12 protein-coding genes, 1 tRNA gene and 1 pseudogene are annotated in these 23,271 nt (G+C 64.2%); 13 read left to right on the forward strand and 1 reads right to left on the reverse strand.

The genetic code is table 11. The annotated features are described in order from the left end of the window. The first annotated feature begins 354 nt into the window (after positions 1-354). Positions 355-1,797: a magnesium transporter gene (gene mgtE, locus ACNFG0_RS14045; protein ID WP_196156403.1), complete on the forward strand. Its 1,443-nt coding sequence runs from the start codon at positions 355-357 to the stop codon at positions 1,795-1,797. Between the two features lie 93 nt (positions 1,798-1,890). Here the strand turns inward: mgtE and ACNFG0_RS14050 are convergent, their stop codons facing one another. Continuing rightward, complete coding sequence (locus tag ACNFG0_RS14050; protein WP_003254499.1) at positions 1,891-2,217, reverse strand: Arc family DNA-binding protein; 327 nt, start codon at positions 2,215-2,217, stop codon at positions 1,891-1,893. 345 nt (positions 2,218-2,562) lie between these two features. On the opposite strand from ACNFG0_RS14050, the gene phnN reads away from it, so the two are divergent. From phnN to ACNFG0_RS14110, 12 genes and pseudogenes are all read left to right on the forward strand, one after another. After that, positions 2,563-3,174 (forward strand): phosphonate metabolism protein/1,5-bisphosphokinase (PRPP-forming) PhnN, encoded by a 612-nt coding sequence (phnN, locus tag ACNFG0_RS14055; protein WP_416765291.1) that lies wholly within the window; start codon positions 2,563-2,565, stop codon positions 3,172-3,174. Positions 3,175-3,346: 172 nt separating this feature from the next. Further along, a tRNA-Arg gene (locus ACNFG0_RS14060) sits at positions 3,347-3,421 on the forward strand. Between the two features lie 858 nt (positions 3,422-4,279). Further along, positions 4,280-12,400 carry an Ig-like domain-containing protein gene (locus tag ACNFG0_RS14065; protein ID WP_416765274.1) on the forward strand — a complete coding sequence of 2,707 codons (8,121 nt, stop codon included), beginning with the start codon at positions 4,280-4,282 and terminating at the stop codon, positions 12,398-12,400. Beyond that, positions 12,400-13,668: pseudogene (locus ACNFG0_RS14070) on the forward strand (TolC family protein); the annotation flags it as partial. The gene ACNFG0_RS14065 and the pseudogene ACNFG0_RS14070, both read left to right, overlap by 1 nt. After that, positions 13,664-15,835 carry a type I secretion system permease/ATPase gene (locus ACNFG0_RS14075; protein ID WP_416765275.1) on the forward strand — a complete coding sequence of 724 codons (2,172 nt, stop codon included), beginning with the start codon at positions 13,664-13,666 and terminating at the stop codon, positions 15,833-15,835. The pseudogene ACNFG0_RS14070 and the gene ACNFG0_RS14075, both read left to right, overlap by 5 nt. Then, positions 15,825-17,012: an HlyD family efflux transporter periplasmic adaptor subunit gene (locus ACNFG0_RS14080; RefSeq protein ID WP_196146835.1), complete on the forward strand. Its 1,188-nt coding sequence runs from the start codon at positions 15,825-15,827 to the stop codon at positions 17,010-17,012. Before ACNFG0_RS14075 ends, ACNFG0_RS14080 begins: the two co-directional genes overlap by 11 nt. Before the next feature lie 155 nt (positions 17,013-17,167). Further along, positions 17,168-18,190 carry a LacI family DNA-binding transcriptional regulator gene (locus ACNFG0_RS14085; protein ID WP_416765277.1) on the forward strand — a complete coding sequence of 341 codons (1,023 nt, stop codon included), beginning with the start codon at positions 17,168-17,170 and terminating at the stop codon, positions 18,188-18,190. 81 nt (positions 18,191-18,271) lie between these two features. Then, positions 18,272-19,042, forward strand: a complete 771-nt coding sequence (locus ACNFG0_RS14090) for a sugar phosphate isomerase/epimerase family protein (RefSeq protein ID WP_416765279.1) — start codon at positions 18,272-18,274, stop codon at positions 19,040-19,042. Beyond that, positions 19,035-19,988: a sugar kinase gene (locus ACNFG0_RS14095; RefSeq protein ID WP_416765281.1), complete on the forward strand. Its 954-nt coding sequence runs from the start codon at positions 19,035-19,037 to the stop codon at positions 19,986-19,988. Before ACNFG0_RS14090 ends, ACNFG0_RS14095 begins: the two co-directional genes overlap by 8 nt. 64 nt (positions 19,989-20,052) lie before the next feature. After that, the gene (locus tag ACNFG0_RS14100) at positions 20,053-21,330 is read left to right on the forward strand and encodes an MFS transporter (protein WP_196146839.1); all 1,278 of its coding nucleotides are present in this window, start codon (positions 20,053-20,055) and stop codon (positions 21,328-21,330) included. Positions 21,331-21,339: 9 nt separating this feature from the next. Then, positions 21,340-22,326, forward strand: a complete 987-nt coding sequence (locus ACNFG0_RS14105) for a 2-hydroxyacid dehydrogenase (RefSeq protein ID WP_416765283.1) — start codon at positions 21,340-21,342, stop codon at positions 22,324-22,326. 189 nt (positions 22,327-22,515) lie between these two features. Further along, positions 22,516-23,268 carry a gluconate 2-dehydrogenase subunit 3 family protein gene (locus ACNFG0_RS14110; protein ID WP_416765285.1) on the forward strand — a complete coding sequence of 251 codons (753 nt, stop codon included), beginning with the start codon at positions 22,516-22,518 and terminating at the stop codon, positions 23,266-23,268. Positions 23,269-23,271 lie beyond the last annotated feature (3 nt).

The raw sequence follows: 23,271 nt of genomic DNA on the forward strand, positions 1-23,271 counted from the left end.
TTTCTTTTTCGTTATCACTGATTTGTCAGTGATGTCGAACTAAGCTCAGCTGTAACTGCTGCATCAACAGCCAAGCATCCTCAGCGCAAGCGATGTGCTTTTTTCCGCCGCGCCACCGTCGCACTGATGGCTTCGAGCGTTGTCATAGCTTTAACGCGCAAACGATTGTTCTGGCCAAAATTTTAAGCGATCTGACAGCTGATGCAGTGTATGATTGCGCCCGTCAGCCCCGCCGGGGCTTGTGGAATACCACCATGGACTTACCCAGTAGTTACTCGATAACACGATTTGCCAAGCTAGATCTGACCGATTGATTCTCCCGGCGTGCTCCGCTGCTGGGAGTGGAGTTCGCCTATGACCGAAGTCGAAGTAAAGAAAGCCCAAGAGAGCCTGCAGGATCGCCTGGCCCAGGTGATCGAACTGTTGCAGCGCCAACGGGTGGTCGAGGACCTGACCCATCGTCAGGAAGGTCATCATCACGACCTGGTGGAAAACCTTGTCCACCGCCAGAACCTGGTCGAGCTGCAGCGCAAGCTCGACGATCTGCACCCCGCCGACATCGCCTACATCCTTGAAGCCCTGCCGCTGGACGACCGCCTGACGGTCTGGCAGTTGGTGCGTTCCGAGCGTGACGGCGACATCCTGCTGGAAGTATCCGACGCGGTGCGTCAGACGCTGATCGCCGACATGGACGATCACGAGCTGCTCGCTGCCGCCAAGGAAATGGACGCTGACGAGCTGGCCGACCTGGCGCCGGAGCTGCCTCGCGACGTTGTCCATGAACTGATGGAGAGCCTCGATGCCCAGCAGCGCGAACGTGTACGTTCAGCCCTGAGCTACGACGAGGAACAAGTCGGTGCGCTGATGGACTTCGAGATGGTGACTATCCGCGAGGACGTCAGCCTGGAAGTGGTGCTGCGCTACCTGCGCCGGCTCAAGGAGCTGCCCGGCCATACCGACAAGCTGTTCGTGGTCGACTACGACGGCATCCTCAAGGGCGTATTGCCCATCAAGCGCTTGCTGGTCAACGACCCGGAAAAGAAAGTCGCTGAAGTCATGGCCAATGACCCGGTCACTTTCCACCCCGAGGAAGATGCCTACGATGCCGCCCAGGCGTTCGAGCGCTATGACCTGGTTTCCGCGCCGGTGGTCGATAAGAGTGATCGCCTGATCGGCCGTTTGACCATCGACGAAATGGTCGACCTGATCCGTGAGGAAAGCGAGAGCGAAGTGCTCAACATGGCGGGTCTGCGCGAGGAAGAGGATATCTTCGCCTCTGTCTGGCGTTCGCTGCGCAACCGTTGGGCCTGGCTGGCCATCAACTTGATCACCGCCTTCGTGGCCTCCCGGGTGATTGGTCTGTTCGAGGGCTCCATCGAGAAGCTGGTCGCCCTGGCGGCATTGATGCCGATCGTGGCGGGTATCGGTGGCAACTCGGGTAACCAGACCATCACCATGATCGTGCGTGCCATGGCCCTGGATCAGGTGTCGCCCGGCAATACCAGCCGGTTGATGCGCAAGGAGCTGGCAGTATCGCTGCTCAATGGTCTGATCTGGGGTGGAGTGATTGGTGCCGTGGCCTTCTGGCTATATGGCAGTTGGTCGCTTGGCCTGGTGATGACCGCCGCGATGACCCTGAACCTGCTGTTGGCCGCACTGATGGGGGTGTTGATCCCGATGACGCTGACACGTCTGGGGCGCGACCCGGCGATGGGCTCGAGTGTGATGATCACCGCTGTGACCGACAGCGGCGGGTTCTTTATCTTCCTAGGCCTGGCTACGCTGTTCCTGCTTTGAACCAAAGGCCGCTCCTACGGGGGAGGGCGTGCAGAATGTTTCGACCACAAAAAAGCCAGCAGCAGCTGGCTTTTTTTGTGGTCGGTGCAAACCTCAGGAAGCGTCTGCAGCCATTTCCACGTCGTGGGCGATCAAGGCAACCAGCGCGTTCTGCTGGCGATGGGAGAGTTGGCGGAAGCGTTGCAGCAGTTCCCGCTCGTGCAGGCTCAGCTCAGGGCTGTCCAGGCGCATGCTGAGCTCGTCGCCCAATGCACCTTCCTGGATAAGGCTTTGTTCCAGGCGTGCAATGATTTCGGAGTTCATGCTGCGATGGTGGTTGCGCGCTACCTCGGCAATGCGCTCACGCATTCCGTCTGGCAGGCGGACGACGAACTTGTCAGCGGTGCGGCTCGAATAGATAGCCTGTTTCATTGGGCGCATATACATTGACCGGTTTTCTGGTTCAGGGGGAGCGGTTCTCAAATTGGCCGCACGGTGGTGGTGGTACGACCGTGGCGACACCAAAATGTTCAACCGGGATCTCATTTGGGTGCTCATCTTGCCCTAAGGCCGGCGTTTCCTTGGCGTCAATTCTGTGACAAATAGTGATCCGAATAAAGGCTTTTTGCCAGTACCAATTATCAGAAATGAGGACTGGTTTGAAAAGTTTCGCCTTTTTTGACTCACCATGCTGTCGGCTGATTGCCGTCAAAAGCTGTTAAAAATCAGCAAAAGCCATGGAAAATCTCTAAAATACGCAGGTTTCCTCACTTGAGCATAGTGGCTATGCGATATGACGCAAGCAGCACGTCCCACACGGCAGGTCGCCTGATATTTCTGATTGGACCTTCCGGATCGGGAAAAGATTCCCTGATCGATGCAGCCCGTACGCAATTGCTGGCCCACGACATCGAAATCGCCAGGCGGGTGATCACGCGCTCGGCCGAATCCAAGGGGGAGGCAGCTCATGGGGTGAGCCCCGAGCGGTTCGAGGCAATGCGCGAGGCGGGCGCGTTTGCGATGCATTGGCAGGCCAATGGGTTGCAGTACGGTATCCCGGTGCAGGTGGATCAATGGTTGGCAGCCGGTCGCCATGTGCTGGTGAACGGTTCCCGCGGTTACCTGCCTGAAGCGCGGCGACGCTATCCAGGCCTGTTGGCTATCCGGTTGGACGTCGCGCCACAGGTGTTGAAGCGGCGCCTGCTTGCCAGGGGGCGGGAAACAACCGAGGAAGTCGAGCAGCGGCTCGAGCGCAATGCACGGTTGCAGCGTCATGACGAACCGGATGTGCATGTGTTAGATAATTCGCTGTCGCTGACCACGACCGTGGCCGCATTGCTTCAGCTCCTGGCCGACGAAGGGCTGATCGCCAGGGCTGCCCACGCACCCGGCGGTTAGCTGTGGCAATGAGCCTGGAAATGCCGAAAAGGATTACAGGTAAAACATGGATTGAGGCATGACAAACGGTCGGTCGCTGGTTAAGATGCTCGCCGTCTCGCATGCAGCCCTGCCCGCGGGACGTCACATCAAGCTCCCTTGCATGACATGTTCATTGGGAGCCGCACTATCCGTCCTCGTAGTTTAATGGATAGAACGGGGCCCTCCTAAGGCCTTGGTGCAGGTTCGATTCCTGCCGGGGACGCCATCGTCATGTTTCACTCCCGTCATGTTTCCTCCGAGCCCTCTTCACGCTCTTGTTCGGTAGCGCCCAGGCAAAAACCTTTTTAATTATGTGATTTATTCGAAGTCGAAGTTTCCCGTCCATGGGTCTTGTTTGGATAACATCTTTTTTATCCGCTGGGCAAGTCGGTTTTTCGAGGGGCGTGCGGGTGTGTCGTAAAAAATGCGAATGACGTCGCAATCGCTCTGTATACGGTCAGCCTGTGTTTCAAGTGTCTTCGTATTTCGTCCTCCGGATTAGTTACTAAGTGAGTTATATATTTCCGGTTAATGCCAATCGGGTGTCGCTTTCCGCTGTCAGGTATGTCTTGGCGGCCCTGGCCTCGTAGCCCCATCAGCATCGGTGTTCTCGCAAAAAAGGTTTTTCATTCGGCGCCTTGACGTTTCGTTCGGTTTGCTCTTTCTTATGCTGTATCGAAGTTTACGGTGAGAGAGGGATATATATAGAAGCGATTAGTCCTATATATAACCAACTACACCCGGTTCGTGCAGGAGGGGAAAGGGAACGGTTCGAGTACCAACGGATGTTGGCGGGGAATGATCGAGTTGTTCAACGCGTTCGGGTTCAGGCATGCCTATATCAAGGGCTGTACGTGACTCGTTGTGTGATCTGGACTTTATATACAAGCGACTGTTTGAACGTTTCAGTGCGGGGCGTAATTGTGTCCGGCTGCCAGGAGTTTTGGTTCGGATAGCAACGTCAGCAGACTTGCGCTATGGGCACAGGATATTGGCTTGTTCCCGGTACGGTCTCCCGCTTGAGGGTTCGCAATGGATGCCGATTGGCCCTTGCCATGTCGCACCAATACAAGGAGAAGTTTGAATGTCGATTCAAGCGAAAGTTATTGCTTCCACCCAACCTTCACACGCCCTTGCAGATGCCCCGGCAGTAGCGGTGGATGGCCAGCTCACCCTTACCCAAAGCAGTAACGTTGCACTCGGAATTTCACCGGACGCGGTAGCCGAATATTCCCGCCAAGGCTCCGATCTTGTCGTACACCTGAAAAATGGCGAAGCCGTGCGCATCGCCAACTTCTACGCAGAAGGCCAGGCGCCTAGCGAACTGTTCCTGGTCGGGGAAGATGACAAGCTGGTCGCAGTCGATCTTGCCGCTGCGGATACTGACGGTGTGATCGCCGCCAATTACGTTCCCCAGGAAGGTGCGGCTGGTTTCGAATCCCTGACAGCAGCCGCTGGCGCGGCCGGCGTCTCTGGTGGGGCACTGCTCGCTGGCGTGGCTATCGTTGGCGGCGGTATTGCTCTTGCCAGTAACAGCGGTGGTGGCGGCGGCGGTGGCAGCGACAGTGGTACCACCCCGGACACCGTCGCTCCAGACGCTGCGAAGATCAACCCGAGCAACGGTTCGAGCTTCAGCGGTACCGCCGAACCGAACAGCAAAGTGATCCTCACCGACGGCAACGGCAACCCGATCGGCCAGACCACTGCAGATGCCAACGGCAACTGGACCTTCAAGCCCGACACCCCGCTGCCCGACGGTACGGTGGTCAAGGTGGTCGTGCAGGACGCCGCTGGCAATACCAGCCCTGAAGCCACGGTCACCGTCGATGCCGTGGCCCCCGACGCTCCGGTGGTCAACCCCAGCAATGGCACCACCATCAGCGGCACCGCCGAACCGGGCAGCACCGTGGTCATCACCGACGGCAACGGCAACCCCATCGGCGAAACCACCACCGATGGCAATGGCAACTGGACCTACACGCCGAGCACTCCGCTGCCGGATGGTACGGTGGTCAATGTCGTGACCAAGGACCCTGCAGGCAACACCAGCGGGCAGGGCACCATCACCGTCGACGCGGTAGCCCCGGGCGCCCCTGTGCTCAACCCAAGCAACGGCTCCACCCTGAGCGGTACCGCCGAGCCTGGCAGCACCGTGACCCTGACCGATGGCAACGGCAACCCGATCGGCCAAACCACTGCCGATGGCAGCGGCAACTGGTCGTTCACCCCGGGTACGGCGCTGCCTGACGGCACCGTGGTCAACGCCACTGCCACCGACCCGTCGGGCAACTCCAGCGCGCCAGCCAGCACCACCGTGGATGGCGTCGCGCCTGCGACCCCGACCGTGAACTTGAGCAATGGCGCCGCGCTCACCGGTACTGCCGAGCCGGGCAGCAAGGTGATCCTCACCGACGGAAACGGCAACCCCATTGGCGAAACTACCGCCGATGGCAGCGGCAACTGGACTTATACCCCAGCTACGCCGCTGCCCAATGGCACGGCCGTCAACGTCGTGACCCAGGACGCCGCAGGCAACACCAGCCCTGCTGCCAGCGTCACCATAGATTCCAGCGCACCGGCCGCACCCGTGGTCAACCCGACCAACGGCACTACCCTGAGCGGCACCGCCGAGCCGGGCAGTACCGTGACCCTGACCGACGGCAACGGCAACCCGATTGGTCAGACCACCGCCGACGGCAGCGGCAATTGGTCGTTCACTCCGAGCGCCCCGTTGCCTAATGGCAGCGTGGTCAACGCCACCGCAACTGACCCGACCGGCAACACCAGCGGGCAGGGCACCATCACCGTCGACGCGGTAGCCCCGGGCGCCCCTGTGCTCAACCCAAGCAACGGCTCCACCCTGAGCGGTACTGCCGAGCCGGGCAGCACCGTGACCCTGACCGATGGCAACGGCAACCCGATCGGCCAAACCACCGCCGACGGCAGCGGCAACTGGTCGTTCACCCCGGGCACCGCGCTGCCTGACGGCACTGTGGTCAACGCCACCGCTACCGACCCGTCGGGCAACACCGGCCCGCAAGCCAGCACCACGGTCGACGGCGTTGCGCCGACAGCGCCGCTGGTCAACCCCACCAATGGCAACGTGATCAACGGTACCGCCGAGCCCGACAGCACCGTGACCTTGACCGACGGCAACGGCAACCCGATTGGCGAGGTGACCGCCGACGGCAGCGGCAACTGGACGTTCACCCCCGCCACGCAACTGCCGAACGGTACCGTGGTGAACGCCACGGCCACCGATGCGGCCGGCAACACCGGCCCGCAAGGCACGACCACGGTGGACAGTTCGCTGCCGTCGATCCCGCAGGTCGACCCGAGCAATGGCTCGGTGATCAGCGGCACCGCCGATGCGGGCAACACCATCATCATCACCGACGGCAATGGCAACCCGATCGGCCAGGTCACCGCCGACGGCAGTGGCAACTGGTCGTTCACCCCAGGCATACCGTTGCCCGATGGCACTGTGATCAACGTGGTGGCACGTAACCCTGTCAATGTCGACAGCGCACCGGCCATCATCACCGTGGACGGTGTGGCACCTGCAGCACCGGTCGTCGAACCGAGCAATGGCGCGGACATCACCGGTACCGCCGAGGCCGGCGCCACCATCATCCTCACCGACGGCAACGGCAACCCGATCGGCCAAACCACTGCCGACGGCAGCGGCAACTGGTCGTTCACCCCAGGTACTCCGCTGCCCAACGGCACCGTGGTCAATGCCGTGGCCCAGGACCCGGCCGGCAACAGCAGCGGCCCGACCTCTGTCACCGTGGACAGCGTGGCCCCGGCCGCACCGGTGATCGAGCCGAGCAAGGGCGATACCCTGAGCGGCACCGCCGAACCGGGCAGCACCGTGACCCTGACCGATGGCAACGGTAACCCGATCGGTGAAGTGACTGCCGATGGCAGCGGCAACTGGTCGTTCACGCCGGCCACACCCTTGCCCAACGGCACCGTGGTCAATGCCACGGCCACCGACCCGACCGGCAACACCAGCCCGCAAGGCTCCACCACGGTGGACTCGGTCGCGCCTGCGGCACCGGTGGTCAATCCAACCAACGGCAACCTGGTCAGCGGCACCGCCGAGCCGAACAGCACCATCACCCTGACCGACGGCAGCGGTAACCCGATTGGCCAGGCCACCGCCGACGGCAGCGGCAACTGGAGCTTCACCCCTGGCACTCAGTTGCCCAACGGCACCGTGATCAATGCCACGGCCACCGATGCGGCCGGCAACACCAGCGGCCCGGGCACCGCAACCGTCGACACTTCGGTGCCGAACGTCCCGCAGGTCGACGCCAGCAACGGCGCGATGATCAGTGGTACGGCCGATGCGGGTAACCTGATCATCATCACCGACGGCAACGGCAACCCGATCGGCCAGACCACCGCCGATGGCAGCGGCAATTGGTCGTTCAACCCGGGCACTGCGCTGCCCGATGGCACGGTCGTCAATGTCGTGGCACGCAACCCTGGCAACAATATCGACAGTGCCCCGGCCAGCATCACCGTGGACGCCGTGGCACCCGACGCGCCGGTCATCGAGCCGAGCAATGGCGCGGAACTCAGCGGTACCGCCGAACCTGGCGCCACCGTGCTGCTCCTGGACACCAATGGCGACACGATTGGCCAGGCGACCGCTGATGGCAGTGGCAATTGGTCGTTCACCCCGGCCACGCCGCTGCCCCATGGCACGGTGGTCGAAGCCGTGGCCCTGGACGAGGCGGGCAACACCAGCTCGCCAGCCGCCGTCACGGTCGATGCCGTGGCACCGGCAGCGCCAGTGGTCAATCCAAGCAACGGCAGCACCATCAGCGGCACTGCCGAGCCTGGCAGCACCGTGACCCTGACCGATGGCAACGGCGATCCGATCGGCGAAGTGACCGCCGATGGCAGCGGCAATTGGACGTTCACCCCGGCCATCCCGCTTCCTGATGGCAGCGTGATCAACGCCACTGCAACCGACCCGGCCGGCAACACCGGCCCGCAGGGCTCAGTGACCGTGGACGGCATCGCGCCGGCAACGCCTACCGTCAACCTCTCCCAGGGCGACACCCTCACCGGCACGGCCGAGCCGGGCAGCAAGGTCATTCTCACCGACGGCAACGGCGACCCAATCGGCGAAACCACAGCCGATGGGGCTGGCAACTGGAGCTTCACTCCGAGCTCGCCGGTCCCCAATGGTACCGTCGTCAACGTGGTGGCCCAGGACGCTGCTGGCAACGATAGCCCGCCGGCCACCGTGACCGTGGACTCCAGCGCGCCACCTGCGCCGGTGATCAACCCAAGCAATGGCACGACCATCAGCGGTACCGCCGAACCCGGCGCCACCGTGACCTTGACCGATGCCGGCGGCAACCCGATCGGCCAGGTCACCGCCGATGGCAGCGGCAACTGGTCGTTCACGCCAGCCAGCCCGTTACCCAACGGCACCGTCATTGTGGCCACCGCGACCGACCCGACCGGCAACACCGGGCCGCAAGCGGCCACGACCGTGGATTCGGTCGCGCCGGCAGCGCCGGTGGTCTCCCCGAGCAACGGTACTTCGATCAGTGGTACCGCAGAACCAGGGGCCAAGGTCATTCTCACCGATGGCAATGGCGACCCTATCGGCGAAACCACTGCCGATGCTAACGGCGACTGGTCGTTCACCCCGAGCACACCACTGCCAGACGGTACCGTAGTCAACGCCGTGGCCCAGGACCCGGCGGGCAACACCGGCCCGCAAGGCAGCACTACGGTGGATGCCGTCGCACCAGCGACGCCGGTGGTCAACCCCACCAATGGCAACCTGGTCAACGGCACCGCCGAGCCGAACAGCACCATCACCCTGACCGATGGCAACGGCAACCCGATTGGCCAAACCACCACCGATGGCAGCGGCAACTGGAGCTTCACCCCAGGCACACAACTGCCCAATGCCACCGTGGTCAATGCCACGGCTACCGATGCGGCAGGTAACACCAGTCTGCCAGGCACCACCACCGTGGATACCTCGCTACCATCGATCCCACAGGTCGACCCGAGCAATGGCTCGGTGATCAGCGGCACCGCCGATGCGGGCAACACCATCATCATCACCGACGGCAACGGCAGCCCCATCGGCCAAGTCACCGCCGACGGCAGTGGCAACTGGTCGTTCACCCCCGGCATCCCGCTGCCGGACGGCACGGTAGTCAACGTGGTGGCCCGCAACCCCAGCAACGTCGACAGCGCCCCCGCGGTCATCACCGTGGACGGCGTGGCGCCGGCCGCGCCGAACGTGGACCCGAGCAACGGCGTGGACATCTCCGGCACCGCCGAAGCCGGTGCCACGGTCATCCTCACCGACGGTGGTGGCAACCCGATCGGCCAGGCCACCGCCGATGGCAACGGCGACTGGAGCTTCACGCCTGCCACGCCCCTGGCCAACGGCACCGTCATCAACGCGGTGGCCCAGGACCTGGCTGGCAACACCAGCGGCCCGACCAGCGTCACCGTCGATGCCGTGGCGCCTGCTACGCCGGTCATCAACCCGAGCAACGGCACTGTCCTCAGCGGTACCGCCGAGGCTGGCGCGACGGTGATCCTCACCGATGGCAACGGTGATCCGATCGGCCAGACGACCGCAGACGGCAGTGGCAATTGGGTATTCGTGCCGGGTATTCCGTTGGCCAATGGCACTGTGGTCGATGCCGTGGCCCAGGACCCGGCTGGCAACGTCAGCGGACCGGCCAGCACCACGGTGGATTCGGTGGCGCCAGCGGCACCTGTCCTGGATCCGAGCAACGGCACCGTGATCAGCGGTACCGCTGAGGCCGGCGCCCAGGTGACCCTCACCGATGGCAACGGCAACCCGATCGGCCAGGTCACCGCCGATGGTTCCGGCAACTGGAGCTTCACACCAGGCACGCCACTGGCCAACGGCACGGTAGTCAATGCCGTGGCCCAGGATGCGGCCGGCAACACCAGCGGCCCGGTCAGCACCACGGTCGACACCGTGGCACCGGCCACGCCGCTGATAGATCCGACCAATGGCACCGTCCTGAGTGGTACCGCCGAGGCGGGGGCGACGGTGATCCTGACCGACGGCAACGGCAACCCGATTGGCCAGGCCACCGCCGATGGCAGCGGCAACTGGACGTTCAGCCCGGCCACGCCGTTGCTCGACGGCACCGTGGTCAACGCGGTGGCCCAGGACCCAGCCGGCAATACCAGCGGCCCGGCCAGTACCACCGTCGACGCGGTGGCGCCGGCGACACCTGTGGTCAATGCGAGCAATGGCAGCATCATCAGCGGCACCGCCGAAGTCGGCGCCACGGTGCTCCTCACCGACGGCAATGGCAACCCGATTGGCGAAACCACCGCCGATGGCAGCGGCAACTGGAGCTTCACCCCTGGCACGCCGCTGCCTAATGGCACCGTGGTCAATGCGGTGGCGCAGGATCCGGCCGGCAATACCAGCGGCCCGGCCAGCACCACCGTCGATGCGGTTGCGCCTTCGGCACCGCTGCTGAGCATCAGTGCCGACGGTGCGCTGTTGACCGGTACCGCCGAGCCCAACAGCCAGGTGCGCATCGTCATCGCCGGCGATACCGCCAACCCGATCATTGCGACCGTCGATGGTGCCGGCAACTTCAGTTTGCCGTTCGCGCCACCGCTGATTACCGGTGAGCTGCTTTCCGGCGTTACCGTGGATGCTGCAGGTAATGTCAGTGGTCCAGCCACGATCAACGCACCGGACCTGGCGCCGCCGACCCTCTCCGTGCCGGAGGCCGCCGATACCTGGATCAACGCAACCGAAATCGGCGATGGCATCCAGGTGGATGTGACGGTGCGTCCAACCATGCAGGTTGGCCAGGTCGTCACCGTCAAGTTCGCCGGGCAGAACGGCTACGAGGCCGAGGTCAGCCATACCCTCACCGCAGGCGATATAGCGGCGGGCAATGTCACCCTGACCCTGACGCCACCCGGTGGCCAAGGGCCGTTCCCGGAAGGTGCTTCCACGGTCACCGCCGATATCAACGGCGGCACCGTATCGACACCGGTACCGTTCACCATCGATACGATTCCGCCGGCTACACCTGTGCTGTCGTTGGTGGGCAATATCCTGACCATTTCCGCGGAGCCGGGTACTGAGCTGACCGTCACCGTGGACGTGGGTGGAGTGACTGTCTCGGAGACCGTCACGGCTGACAACAGCGGGCTGGCGTCGCTGAACCTGCTGACCGACCTGGACATCGACTTCGGTTGGGACCAACTGCTCAACGCCCAAGTCTCGGTGGTTGGCCGCGACCCGGCCGGCAACCCGAGCAACGTGGCCACCATCGGCGTGGGTACCAGCATCGAACAGCCGGTGACCATCGGCAACTTCGGCCTGGACGTTAGCTTGAACCCACTGGACTTGCGGCTCGGGATCAGCGGCACCACTGAGCCGAACTCGAGTGTACTGGTGCGGGTAGGCGCGCTCGGGGCAGAGGTGACATTGACGGCGATCCAGGCCAACGCCAACGGGGACTTCAACGTGAATCTGCTCAATGTCCTGCCTCAGTTGGGCATAGATATCACCGATATCCTTACCGGCAATACGTTGGTTTCCGTCAATCTCGTGGCTACCGACGCCAACGGCAACGACAGTGCTGCCTATGGCGTCACGGTGGGCGGCAACGGTATCACTTTGGGATTGGGTGATATCAATGTGAATGGCACTGCCGGAGACGATGTCCTGTCCGGTGCCGACGGCAGCTCCGAACACATCAACGCTGGGGCAGGCCACGACTTGATCTTCAACGTGGGCAGCGGTGACCAGGTCCAGGGCGGTGACGGCAATGACACCCTCCAGATCACGGCGAACAACTTCGTCAGCATCGACGGTGGCGCCGGGTTCGACACACTGTTGCTCGCCAACGGCATCGACCTGGACTACAACGGCGCAAGCGTCGGCACGCTCAGCAACATCGAGCGCATCGACCTGGGCAAGGGCGACAGCGGCAGTGTGCTGACCCTGACTGCGGCTGAGGTCGATGTCATCACCGATGCCAACAACACGTTGCAGATCACCGGTGAAAACAACGACGTTCTGAACGTGGCGGGGGCGGTCGATACCGGCACCACCCAGTTGATCGACGGTGTGACCTACGACGTCTACACGTTCGGTAGCAGCACCCTGTTGATCGAGGACAACACCGTTCAGGTCGTGGTCTGATGAAACGTGCCGCGCAGTCCCGCAAGGGGCGGCAGATCGTGAAAGGGGCCGTCTGGCTCCTTTCACTCGGCCTGCCGGTGTTGACGTCGGCTATGTCCCTCGACCAGGCAGTACGGTCGGGGCTGGCCATTCACCCGGATGTGCGTTCGGCCATCGCCGAGGCCGAACGCGCCGGCACCGAGGTGAAGATTGCCAAGGGAGGCTATTACCCGGCCCTGTCGATGTCCGGCGGGCCACAGGAATTCGAATTCGGTGAGGTCGTGTACGACGTCACCGTGTCCCAGATGCTCTACGACTGGGGCCGCGTGGGCAGCAAGGTCGACGGTGCCAGCGCCACCGAGCGCAAGCAGCTGGAGGCGGTGCGGGTGGCCCAGGACGATGCGGCCCTGGACATCATCGAGACCTACTTGGACGTATTGGCCGCCACCCAGCGGGTGGAGGCTGTGCGCCAGCATCTCCAACGGCTGGATGGCGTGCGCCAGATGACCCAGGACCGCGGCGGTGACGGTTATGCCGACCGCAGCGAACTGGACCGCGCCAACCTGGAGCTGGCCCGCGCCCAGGAGCAGTTGTCTCTGGAGAAGGGCACCCTGCAGGACGCCCGCAACCAGTACGACATCCTGGTCGGGCAGCCTGCGGCGGACCTGGAGGAGCCGCAACCGATGTCCATGCAGCGCTACCTGGCCGCCAGCGACCTGAAGCAGGTCATCCGCGATTCACCCTTGCAGCGCAAGGCGGTCGAGGATGCCAACGTGGCCGAAGCCCAGGTACGTGAGGCCAAGGCCTCGCTGCTACCGCAACTGAACCTGGAAGCCTCGGCCTTGCGGCGCGAGGTGGGTGGGCACCTGGAGAACGACTCGGTGGTGTCCTTGCGCTTTCGCATGGACACCTTCCAGGGGCTTTCCAACTTCCAGCGTCCGACCGCGGCGCAGCAGCGCCTGGAGTCGGCGCGCTGGACCGCCGATGCCATGCAACGCGACATCCGCAGGCAGTTGCAGACCTTGTTCGACACAGGCGAGACCCTGCGCTGGCGCGAACAATCGCTCAGCCAGCAGGTGACGGAAGCGGAGCAGGTCGCAGGGTTGTACCGCGAGCAGTTCGAGGTCGGTCGGCGTGACGTGATCGACCTGCTCAACGTGCAGCGCGAGCGCTTCGAGGCCGAACGCCAGTTGATCAACCTGCATTTCGAACAAAAGCGAGTCGAATATCGGGCCGCCGCCCAGGTCGGTTGGCTGGGCCCATTAGTGGAGGGGCGTTTGAATCATGGACATCGATACCAGCCAAGCGAAGGTCGTGACGTTGCCGGTGGACAACCATCAGGATCCGTTGCGTCAGGGATTGCTACTGCTGTGCCGGCAACTCGGTCGTCCACTCGGTGACGCCGAACTGGTCGATGGCATTGCCCTGGAACAGGGGCAGTTGCCCCTGAGCAAAGTGGTACGGGCGCTGCGCCGTGCCGACATCGTCGCCCAGGTGGTCGAGCAGCCCTTGAGCCAGGTGGACAACTACCTGCTTCCGGCCCTGTTGTTGCTCGAAAATGGCCAGACCGTGCTCTTGGTGGAGCTGGAGGAGGCGCACGCACGGGTGCTGGTGCCGCAGAGCAATGGCGGTGTCGAGCGCATGGCCTTGGCCGAACTCGAGGCGCTGTACAGCGGTACGGTGATCTTCGCCAAGTGCCGGTTCCGCCCTGACGAGCGCATCGGCGACTATGCCAAGTCGCCGGGCGAACACTGGTTCTTCGGCCCGCTGCGGCGACTGTGGCGCTCCTACACCGAGGTGGCGTTCGCCGCCTTCGCGGCCAACCTGTTGGCCATCGCTTCGGCCTTGTTCGCCATGCAAGTGTACGACCGGGTGGTGCCCAACGGCGCCTTCGACACCTTGTGGATTCTGGCCAGTGGCGTGATGGCGGCGATCGTCCTGGATGGCGTGTTGCGGATCCTGCGCGGGCATCTGCTGACGGTGCTGGGCAAGCGCCTGGACCTGCAGCTGTCGACCCTGCTGTTCTCCCGTGTACTGAGTACGCGGCTGGCGGCCAAGCCGGCCTCGATGGGTGCGTTCAGCACCCAGGTGCGCGAGTTCGAGTCGGTGCGCGAATTTTTCACCTCCTCCAGCGCCGCGTTGATCAGCGACATCCCCTTCGTGGCGATCTTCCTGTTGATCATTGCCCTGGTGGGCGGGCATGTGGTCTGGGTGCCGCTGGTGGCCTGCGTACTGATGGTGTTGCCGGGGCTGCTGACCCAACGCGTGCTCGGCTCGCTGTCGCGGCAGAACCTGCGTGAGGGGGCGATGAAGAACGGTGTGCTGCTGGAGGCCTTCGAACACCTGGAGACCGTCAAGGCCACCCGTGCCGAAGGGCGCTGCCTGCACCAGTGGGAGACTCTGACCGGCGAGCTGTCGACCACGGCCCTGCGAACCCAGGCCCTGGTCAGCGCCTTGAGCTACACCTCGAGCATCATCCAGCAGCTGTGCTACGTGGGCGTGGTGGTATTCGGCGTGTACCGGATCAACGACGGAGCGATGACGGTCGGTGCCCTGGTGGCGTGTTCGATCCTGGCCTCCCGGGCCATTGCGCCGTTGTCTCCGGTGGCCGGCATTCTGGGCCGTTGGCAGCACACCAAGGTGGCCATGGAAGGCCTGGACCAGTTGATGTCGGCGGACCAGGAACGTCCCTCCGGGCAACGCTTCGTGCACAAGGAGCGCCTGGCTGGGCATTACCAGCTCGAAGGCGTACGCGTGGCCCATGGCGACAGCCCGCCGGTGGTGAACGTGCAGGCACTGACCATCAAGGCCGGCGAGCGCGTGGCCTTGCTCGGTGGCAACGGTGCGGGCAAGTCGTCGTTGTTGCGCCTGCTCAGCGGCCTGACCAGCCCGCAATCGGGGCGCCTGCTGCTCGACGACGTGAGCCTTGGGCAGATTGACCCGGCCGACCGCCAGCGCGGCATCGGCTACCTGCCCCAGGACGTGGCGCTGTTCCATGGCTCATTGCGCGACAACCTCAATCTGGCCAATGCCGCTTTGCCTGACGAAGACCTGCTCGAGGCCCTGGACGGCGTCGGGCTTGGCCCATTCGTGCGGGGCCATGCCCTGGGGCTGGACATGCCGATCCAGGGCAATGCCAGCCTTTCGGGCGGCCAGCGCCAGGCCGTGGGATTGGCTCGGGTACTGCTGCAGGACCCTTCGATCGTGTTGCTCGACGAGCCCACCGCGGCCTTCGACCAAGCCAGCGAATTGCAGGTGGTCAACTACCTGCAGCGCTGGCTGGGAGGCCGCACGCTGATCCTGACCACCCACAAGAAAAGCATGCTGGCCCTGGTGGACCGCGCAGTGGTCCTGCGTCAGGGACAGGTCGTGATGGACGGTGCCGTACAACAGGTGGTGCAGGGCAACCAGGTCCAGGTCTCACCCGTTGTCGAGGAGCGTGCCCATGGGCGTTGAAACGAAGAACCTGCCGCTGCGCAGGCAACTGGAAGACCCGCTGCTGGCCACCACCCACCCGACCTATCGGCCGCTGCTGTGGACCCTGCTGGGCACGCTGGTGCTGTTCATCGCCTGGGCCGCGTGGGCCGAGCTGGACGAGGTGACCCGGGGCGATGGTCGCGTGGTGCCGTTCAGCCGCATCCAGAAGATCCAGAGCCTGGAAGGGGGCATTCTCGACCGCCTGCTGGTCAACGAGGGCGACCTGGTGGAAGTGGGGCAGCCGGTGGTGCAGCTGGATGAAACGCACTTTCTGACCAACTACCAGGAGTCGGCCAACCAGTCCCAGGTCCTGCGTGCGGCGATCGCCCGCCTGGACGCCGAGGTGCTGGGCAAGGACCGCATCGAGTTCCCCAGCGATATCGACGGCAAAAGCCCGCTGGCGCGCTCGGAGCAGGAGCTGTTCGCTTCGCGTCGAGCCAAGCTGCACGAAGGCACCCGCGCCGTGCAGCAGCAGATCGGCCTGGCCCAGCGGCAGTTGAACCTGGTGCGGCCATTGGTGGAAAAGCGCGCGGTCAGCCAGATGGAGGCGCTCAAGCTAAGCCAGGACATCGCCACCTTGACCGGCAAGCTCACCGAGCTCAAGAACACCTACTTCCAGGAGGCTTACACCGAACGCGCCGACAAGAAGGCCCAGCTGGCCCAGGTGGAACCGATCGTGCAGCAGCGGCACGACCAGTTGCGCCGCACGCAGATCCTGTCGCCGGTGCGGGGGCGGGTGAACACGGTGCTGATCAATACCCGCGGCGGTGTGATCAAGCCGGGTGACCCGATCATGGAGATCATCCCGGTGGAAGACCGGCTCCTGGTCGAGGCCAAGATCAAACCACGGGACGTGGCCTTCCTGGTCCCGGGGATGGAAGCCAAGGTGAAGATCACGGCCTATGACTACAGCATCTATGGCGACCTCAGCGGCACCCTGGAGCAGATCAGTGCCGACACCATCGAGGAGGATACGCCCCATGGCAAGGAGTCGTTCTACCAGGTGCTGATCCGCACCGACGGTAGCCAGCTGACCCGTGGTTCGGAGGTTTTGCCGATCATCCCGGGCATGGTCGCCGAAGTGGATATCCTCAGTGGCAAGCGTACCGTGCTCAATTACCTGCTGCGACCGTTGATCAAGGCGCGGCTGTATTGACCCTGCAAGATCGAGCGCCGCCCGCGCGGCGCTCGATCACACACACCGAAGCTGTCTCGACGACTGCAACCCTCTTGACGAATCCCAGCTTCCCTGTTTTATTGAAACCGTTTTCATAACCCTACCCACATAAGCGAATACAAGAAGGTCATCGGGTGGAAAAGACGCTTTCCCAGGCCCGTACACGGGTCACGATCAGCGAAGTGGCCCAGGCTGCCGGCGTTTCCAAGGCCACCGTTTCGCGCTATATCGGCGGGGATCGGCAACTGCTGGCCGACGCCACCGCCCAGCGCATCGAGGCGGTGATCGAGCAGCTCGGCTATCGCCCGAACCGCATGGCCAGTGCCCTCAAGCGCGGCCGTACGCGCCTGATCGGCATGCTCCTGGCCGATATCCGCAATCCCTATTCAGTAGCGGTGATGCACGGCGTCGAGACGGCCTGTCGCCAGCATGGCTACAGCCTGGTGGTGTGCAACACCGACTGCGACGACGACCAGGAACGCCAGCACCTGCAGGCGTTGCAGGCCTACAACGTCGACGGCTTGATCGTGAACACCCTCGGCCACCACGCCGGCGAGCTGGCCAGCCTGGCCCGCGAGCTGCCCATGGTGCTGGTGGACCGCCAACTGGCCGAGCTGCAGACCGACCTGGTGGGCCTGGACAACGCCGATGCCGTCGAGCAGGCCCTGGACCATCTACAGGCCTGTGGCTACCGCGACATCCTTGCCGTCAGTGAACCCCTCGACGGAACCAGTTCGCGGCAGGAGCGGGTGGCCGCTTTCCAGGCCTCCATCGCCCGGCGGCCCGGGTTGCGCGGCCAGGTGCTGGAAGTGAGCGCCAACCTGCCTGCGCAGCTGGCGGCCTTCCTGGCCAGCGCCGGCCATGGTCCCCAGGCCCTGTTCAGTTGCAACGGCGTGGCGACCCTGGACGTCATGCGCCACCTGCATGGGCGCGGCGAGCAGCTGTTCCAGCAACTGGGCCTGGTGGCCCTCGATGACCTGGACTGGTACCCCTTGGTCGGTGGCGGTATCACTGCCTTGGCCCAGCCCACCGAACATATCGCGGCCGCAGCGGTCCAGTGCCTGCTGGAACGCCTGCAGGGCAGCCAATTGCCGGCGCGTCGGCTTGACCTACGCGCCCAGCTCATCGTGCGAGGCTCCACCCCGATACGCAGTTGAACGCAGCGCGACCCGCGAGTCGCGCTGTTTTTTGCGTGAAAATGAAACCGGTTTCATTCGACAAGAACAAGGACAACGACGATGCATGCGAACCCTGTTTCCATCAGCCTGTCGAGCTTCGGTGCCGATACCGTGAAGCGCCGTGGCCAGGTCGCCTACCTGCCGCTGTTGGCGCAAGCTGGTGCGTGCCGCGTGGAGTGGCGTGAGGAGCTGTTCGACACCTGGCCCGATGCCGACGCCCTGGCCAAGGCCAGTGTCGAGCTGGGGCTGGAAAGCCTGTTCTCCACGCCCCTGGAGTTGTGGCGCGAGGACGGCAGCCTGGAGCCAGCGGTGGCCGAGCGGCTGCACCTGGCCGAGCGGATCGGTGCGGTGGCATTGAAAGTATCCCTTGGCCATTACCGCGACACGTGCGACCTGCACGCCCTGCGGCCTTTGCTCGGGCGCAGGACGGCACTGTTCGTGGAGAACGACCAGACTGTTCAGGGGGGGCGCTTGGAACCTCTGCGGCAGTTCTTCGAGCGTGCCGCCGCCCTTGACCTGGCACCGGGCATGACCTTCGACATCGGCAATTGGTACTGGCAGGGCGAGTCGCCCGTGCAGGCCGCACAAGCGCTGGGCCGCTGGGTGCAGTATGTGCACTGCAAGGCCGTCACCCGGCGTGACGACGGGCGCCAGGTGGCGGTGCCGCCGCAGGCGTCGGACTTGGCTGCCTGGCGGCAGTTGATGACCCATTTCATGCCCGGCGTTCCCCGTGCCATCGAGTATCCGTTGGTCGCCGACGATCTGTTGGGCTATACCCGCCAGCAGGTCCAACACTTGGCCGTGCTCGAAGCGCAGGTGCGCCATGGTTGAACATGACGTGCTCTGCTTCGGCGAAACCATGGCCATGTTCGTGGCCGAGCAGTGCGGCGACCTGGCCCAGGTGGCAGGCTTCGGCAAGCGCATTGCCGGTGCCGACAGCAACGTCGCCATCGGCCTGGCGCGCCTGGGCCTGCGGGTGAACTGGCTGAGCCGGGTGGGCGACGATTCGCTGGGGGCCTTTGTGCTCGCCAGCCTGCGTGGCGAGGGCGTGGACTGCACTCATGTCGAAATCGACCCCGCGCACCCCACAGGCTTTCAGCTCAAGGCGCGCTGCGACGATGGCAGCGACCCGCAGGTGGAATACTTCCGCCGCGGTTCGGCCGCCAGCCGCATGTCGCCGGCACAGCTGTGCCCGGAGCTGCTGAATGCCCGCCACCTGCACGCCACGGGCATCGTGCCTGCATTGTCAGCATCGTGCCGCGACCTTGCCCGGCAACTGCTCGATGCCATGCGCGCCAAGGGCCGCAGCATTTCCTTCGACCCCAACCTGCGCCCGTCGCTGTGGCCCAACCGGCAAACCATGGTCCAGGAAATCAACGCCCTGGCGGTCAAGGCCGACTGGGTGCTGCCAGGGCTGGAGGAGGGGCGCCTGCTCACGGGCCGACAAACCCCCGAAGCCATTGCCGGTTTCTACCTGGAGCATGGCGTGCAATGCGTGGCCATCAAACTGGGCGCCGAGGGGGCCTACCTGTGCGATGCCCGGGGTGCCGAGGGAGTGGTCGCGCCTTGCCCCGTGGCGCAGGTGGTGGACACGGTGGGGGCGGGCGATGCCTTCGCCGTGGGCGTGGTCAGCGCCTTGCTCGAAGGCCACGACCTGCACCGCGCCGTGGCCCGCGGCAACTGGTGCGGCAGCCGTGCGGTGCAATCACGCGGCGACATGGAAGGCCTGCCGCAGCGCCATGAATTGAATGCCCACGAAGGCCGCTTCGGCGGTTGAACCGAACCTGCCGGCCTGGCCGGTACCTGTTGCAACAAGAACAACAAGCTCAGGAGATACAACCATGCAGATCGACCGACTTGCCCCAAGGCGCTGGTGGTACATCATGCCCATCGTCTTCATCACCTACAGCCTGGCCTACCTCGACCGCGCCAACTACGGCTTCGCTGCCGCCTCCGGCATGGCCGATGACCTGCACATCACCCCGGCCCTGTCGTCCCTGCTCGGGGCGCTGTTCTTCCTGGGCTATTTCTTCTTCCAGGTTCCCGGCGCCATTTACGCCGAAAAGCGCAGCGTCAAGAAACTGATCTTCGTCAGCCTGATCCTCTGGGGTGGCCTGGCCACGCTCACCGGCATGGTGCAGAACGTGTCGCTGCTGATCGCCATCCGCTTCCTGCTGGGGGTGGTGGAGGCGGCGGTGATGCCGGCCATGCTGATCTATCTCTGTCACTGGTTCACCCGCGCCGAACGCTCGCGGGCCAACACCTTCCTGATTCTCGGCAACCCGGTGACCATCCTGTGGATGTCGGTAGTGTCCGGGTACTTGGTCAAGCATTTCGACTGGCGCTGGATGTTCATTATCGAGGGCTTGCCGGCGGTGCTGTGGGCATTCATCTGGTGGCGCCTGGTGGACGATCGCCCAGAGCAGGCCACTTGGCTGAGGGCACAGGAGAAAACCGCGCTGCGCGAGGCCCTGGCCGCCGAGCAGCAGGGCATCAAGCCGGTGAAGAACTACCGCGAGGCGTTCCGTTCGCCCAAGGTGATCATCCTGTCGTTGCAATACTTCTGCTGGAGCATCGGCGTCTACGGCTTCGTGCTCTGGTTGCCCTCGATCCTTAAACAGGCCGCGGCGCTGGACATCGTCACCGCCGGCTGGCTGTCGGCGGTGCCATACCTAGGCGCGGTGCTGGCCATGCTCGGGGTGTCCTGGGCGTCAGACCGGATGCAAAAGCGCAAGCGTTTCGTCTGGCCGCCCCTGCTGATCGCCGCCTTGGCTTTCTACGGCTCCTACATCCTTGGCACCGAGCATTTCTGGTGGTCGTACACCCTGCTGGTGATCGCCGGCGCTTGTATGTACGCCCCCTATGGCCCGTTCTTCGCCATCGTGCCGGAATTGCTGCCCAGCAACGTTGCCGGCGGCGCCATGGCCCTGATCAACAGCATGGGCGCGCTGGGCTCGTTCTCCGGCTCCTGGCTAGTGGGCTACCTCAACGGTGCCACCGGCGGCCCGGGTGCTTCCTATCTGTTCATGTGCGGCGCGCTGCTGGTAGCGGTGGCCCTGACGGCCGTGCTCAACCCTTCACAACAGGCACGGCGCCAACACCTGGCGCCGAGCCAATAGGTATCGACCATGAAAAAACGCATCGTCCTCTACAAACGTTTGTCCGATGAACTCATGCAGCGCCTGCAGGCCCATGCCGAGGTGACTCTGGTCGAGGCGCCAGCGGCCGATGGCCTGGCGCGGCTGCGGGCGGCCTTGCCGGGCGCCCATGGCCTGCTCGGCGCCAGCCTGCGCCTGGATGGCGAGCTGCTGGGCCTGGCGCCACAGCTGGAGGTGGTTTCCAGCGTCTCGGTGGGCGTGGACAACTACGACATCGGCGAGCTGGACCGCCGCGGCGTGTTGCTGACCAACACCCCCGACGTGCTCACCGAAACCACTGCCGACACCGGTTTCGCCTTGCTGATGGCCTGTGCCCGGCGGGTGGTGGAGCTCGATGGCTGGATTCGCAATGGCCACTGGCAGGCCGGCATCGGCCCGGCCCAGTTCGGCTGCGATGTCCACGGCAAGACACTGGGCATCGTCGGCCTGGGGCGCATCGGCGAGGCCCTGGCCCGTCGCGCCCACGCAGGGTTCGGCATGCAGGTGCTGTATCACACCCGTCAGCCACGGCCCGAAGTGGAGGCCCGCTATGGGGCGCGTCACCGCAGCCTCGAGGCCTTGCTGGCCGAGTCCGATTTCGTCTGCCTGTGCGTGCCCCTGAGCGCGCAAACGCAGAACCTCATCGGCGAGCGTGAGCTGGCGTTGATGAAGCCCTCGGCGATCCTGGTGAACATCGCCCGCGGCCGCGTGCTGGACGAGGCGGCCCTGCTGCAGGCCCTGCGCGAGCGGCGAATCCGTGGGGCGGGCCTGGATGTGTTCGTCCACGAACCACTGCCTGCCAACTCGTCGCTGCTGCAATTGGACAACCTGGTGGTGACCCCGCACATCGGCTCGGCCACTCATGAAACCCGTGAGGCCATGGCCCGCTGTGCGGTGGACAACCTGCTCGCCGCCCTGGCGGGTGAAAAACCGGCCAACCTGGTGAACCCCATCGCCTGGGAGCGCAGGGCCAGTTAATCCGCGCCAGACTCCATCGCGGGACAAGCCCGCTCTCACAGGTGTTGAGCACCAGCCTGTGGGAGCGGGCTTGTCCCGCGATGGAGGCAGCACTGTCTATGCTTTCCCGACATTACAACAACAGCCCCGCACGAACGGAGCGAATGCCATGTATGACCTGATTGACCTGTCAAAGAAGAGGCCAAAGCCATGTCCAACGACGAACCTGCCTTCGCGCACCCGGCGCGCCGCGAGTTCCTGCGCAAGTCACTGACCCTCATCCCGGTGGCGACCCTCGCCAGCACCGGCATGGGCAGTGCGGTGCTTGCCGATACCGCCACACCTGCACCCGCCAAGGACCCCGAACAGGGCAGGGCACCCGCCCGCGCCTACCAGCCGACCTTCTTCAATGCCCAGGAGTGGGCGTTCATCTCGGCCGCAGTCGCATTGCTCATTCCTGCCGATGCGCTCGGCCCCGGTGCGGTGGAAGCCGGTGTACCGGAATTCATCGACCGCCAGCTCAATACCCGCTACGGCAGCGGTGGCCTGTGGTACATGCAGGGCCCCTTCCATCCGGACGCACCGGCCGAACTGGGTTACCAGCTCAAACTCAGCCCCCAGGAAATCTACCGGCTGGGCATCCAGGAAACCGACGCCTGGTGCAAGGCGCAATGGAACAAGCCGTTCGCCCAGCTGGACCCGGCCCAACAGCAGCAAACCCTGGAGGCTCTGGACAGCGGCAAGGCGGCCCTGGCCTCGGTGCCTGCTGTCACTTTCTTCGCCATGCTTTGGCTCAATACCCGCGAAGGTTTCTTCAGCGACCCGCTGCACGGCGGCAACCAAGGCCTGGTCGGCTGGAAGCTGATCGGCTTCCCCGGCGCGCGCGCCGATTTCATGGATTGGGTGGAACGCGACGAGCGCTATCCCTTCCCTCCGGTATCGATCAGTGGCGAGCGAGGTTGAGCG

This window comes from Pseudomonas sp. NY15372 (assembly GCF_048068215.1).
Classification (GTDB): domain Bacteria; phylum Pseudomonadota; class Gammaproteobacteria; order Pseudomonadales; family Pseudomonadaceae; genus Aquipseudomonas; species Aquipseudomonas guariconensis_A.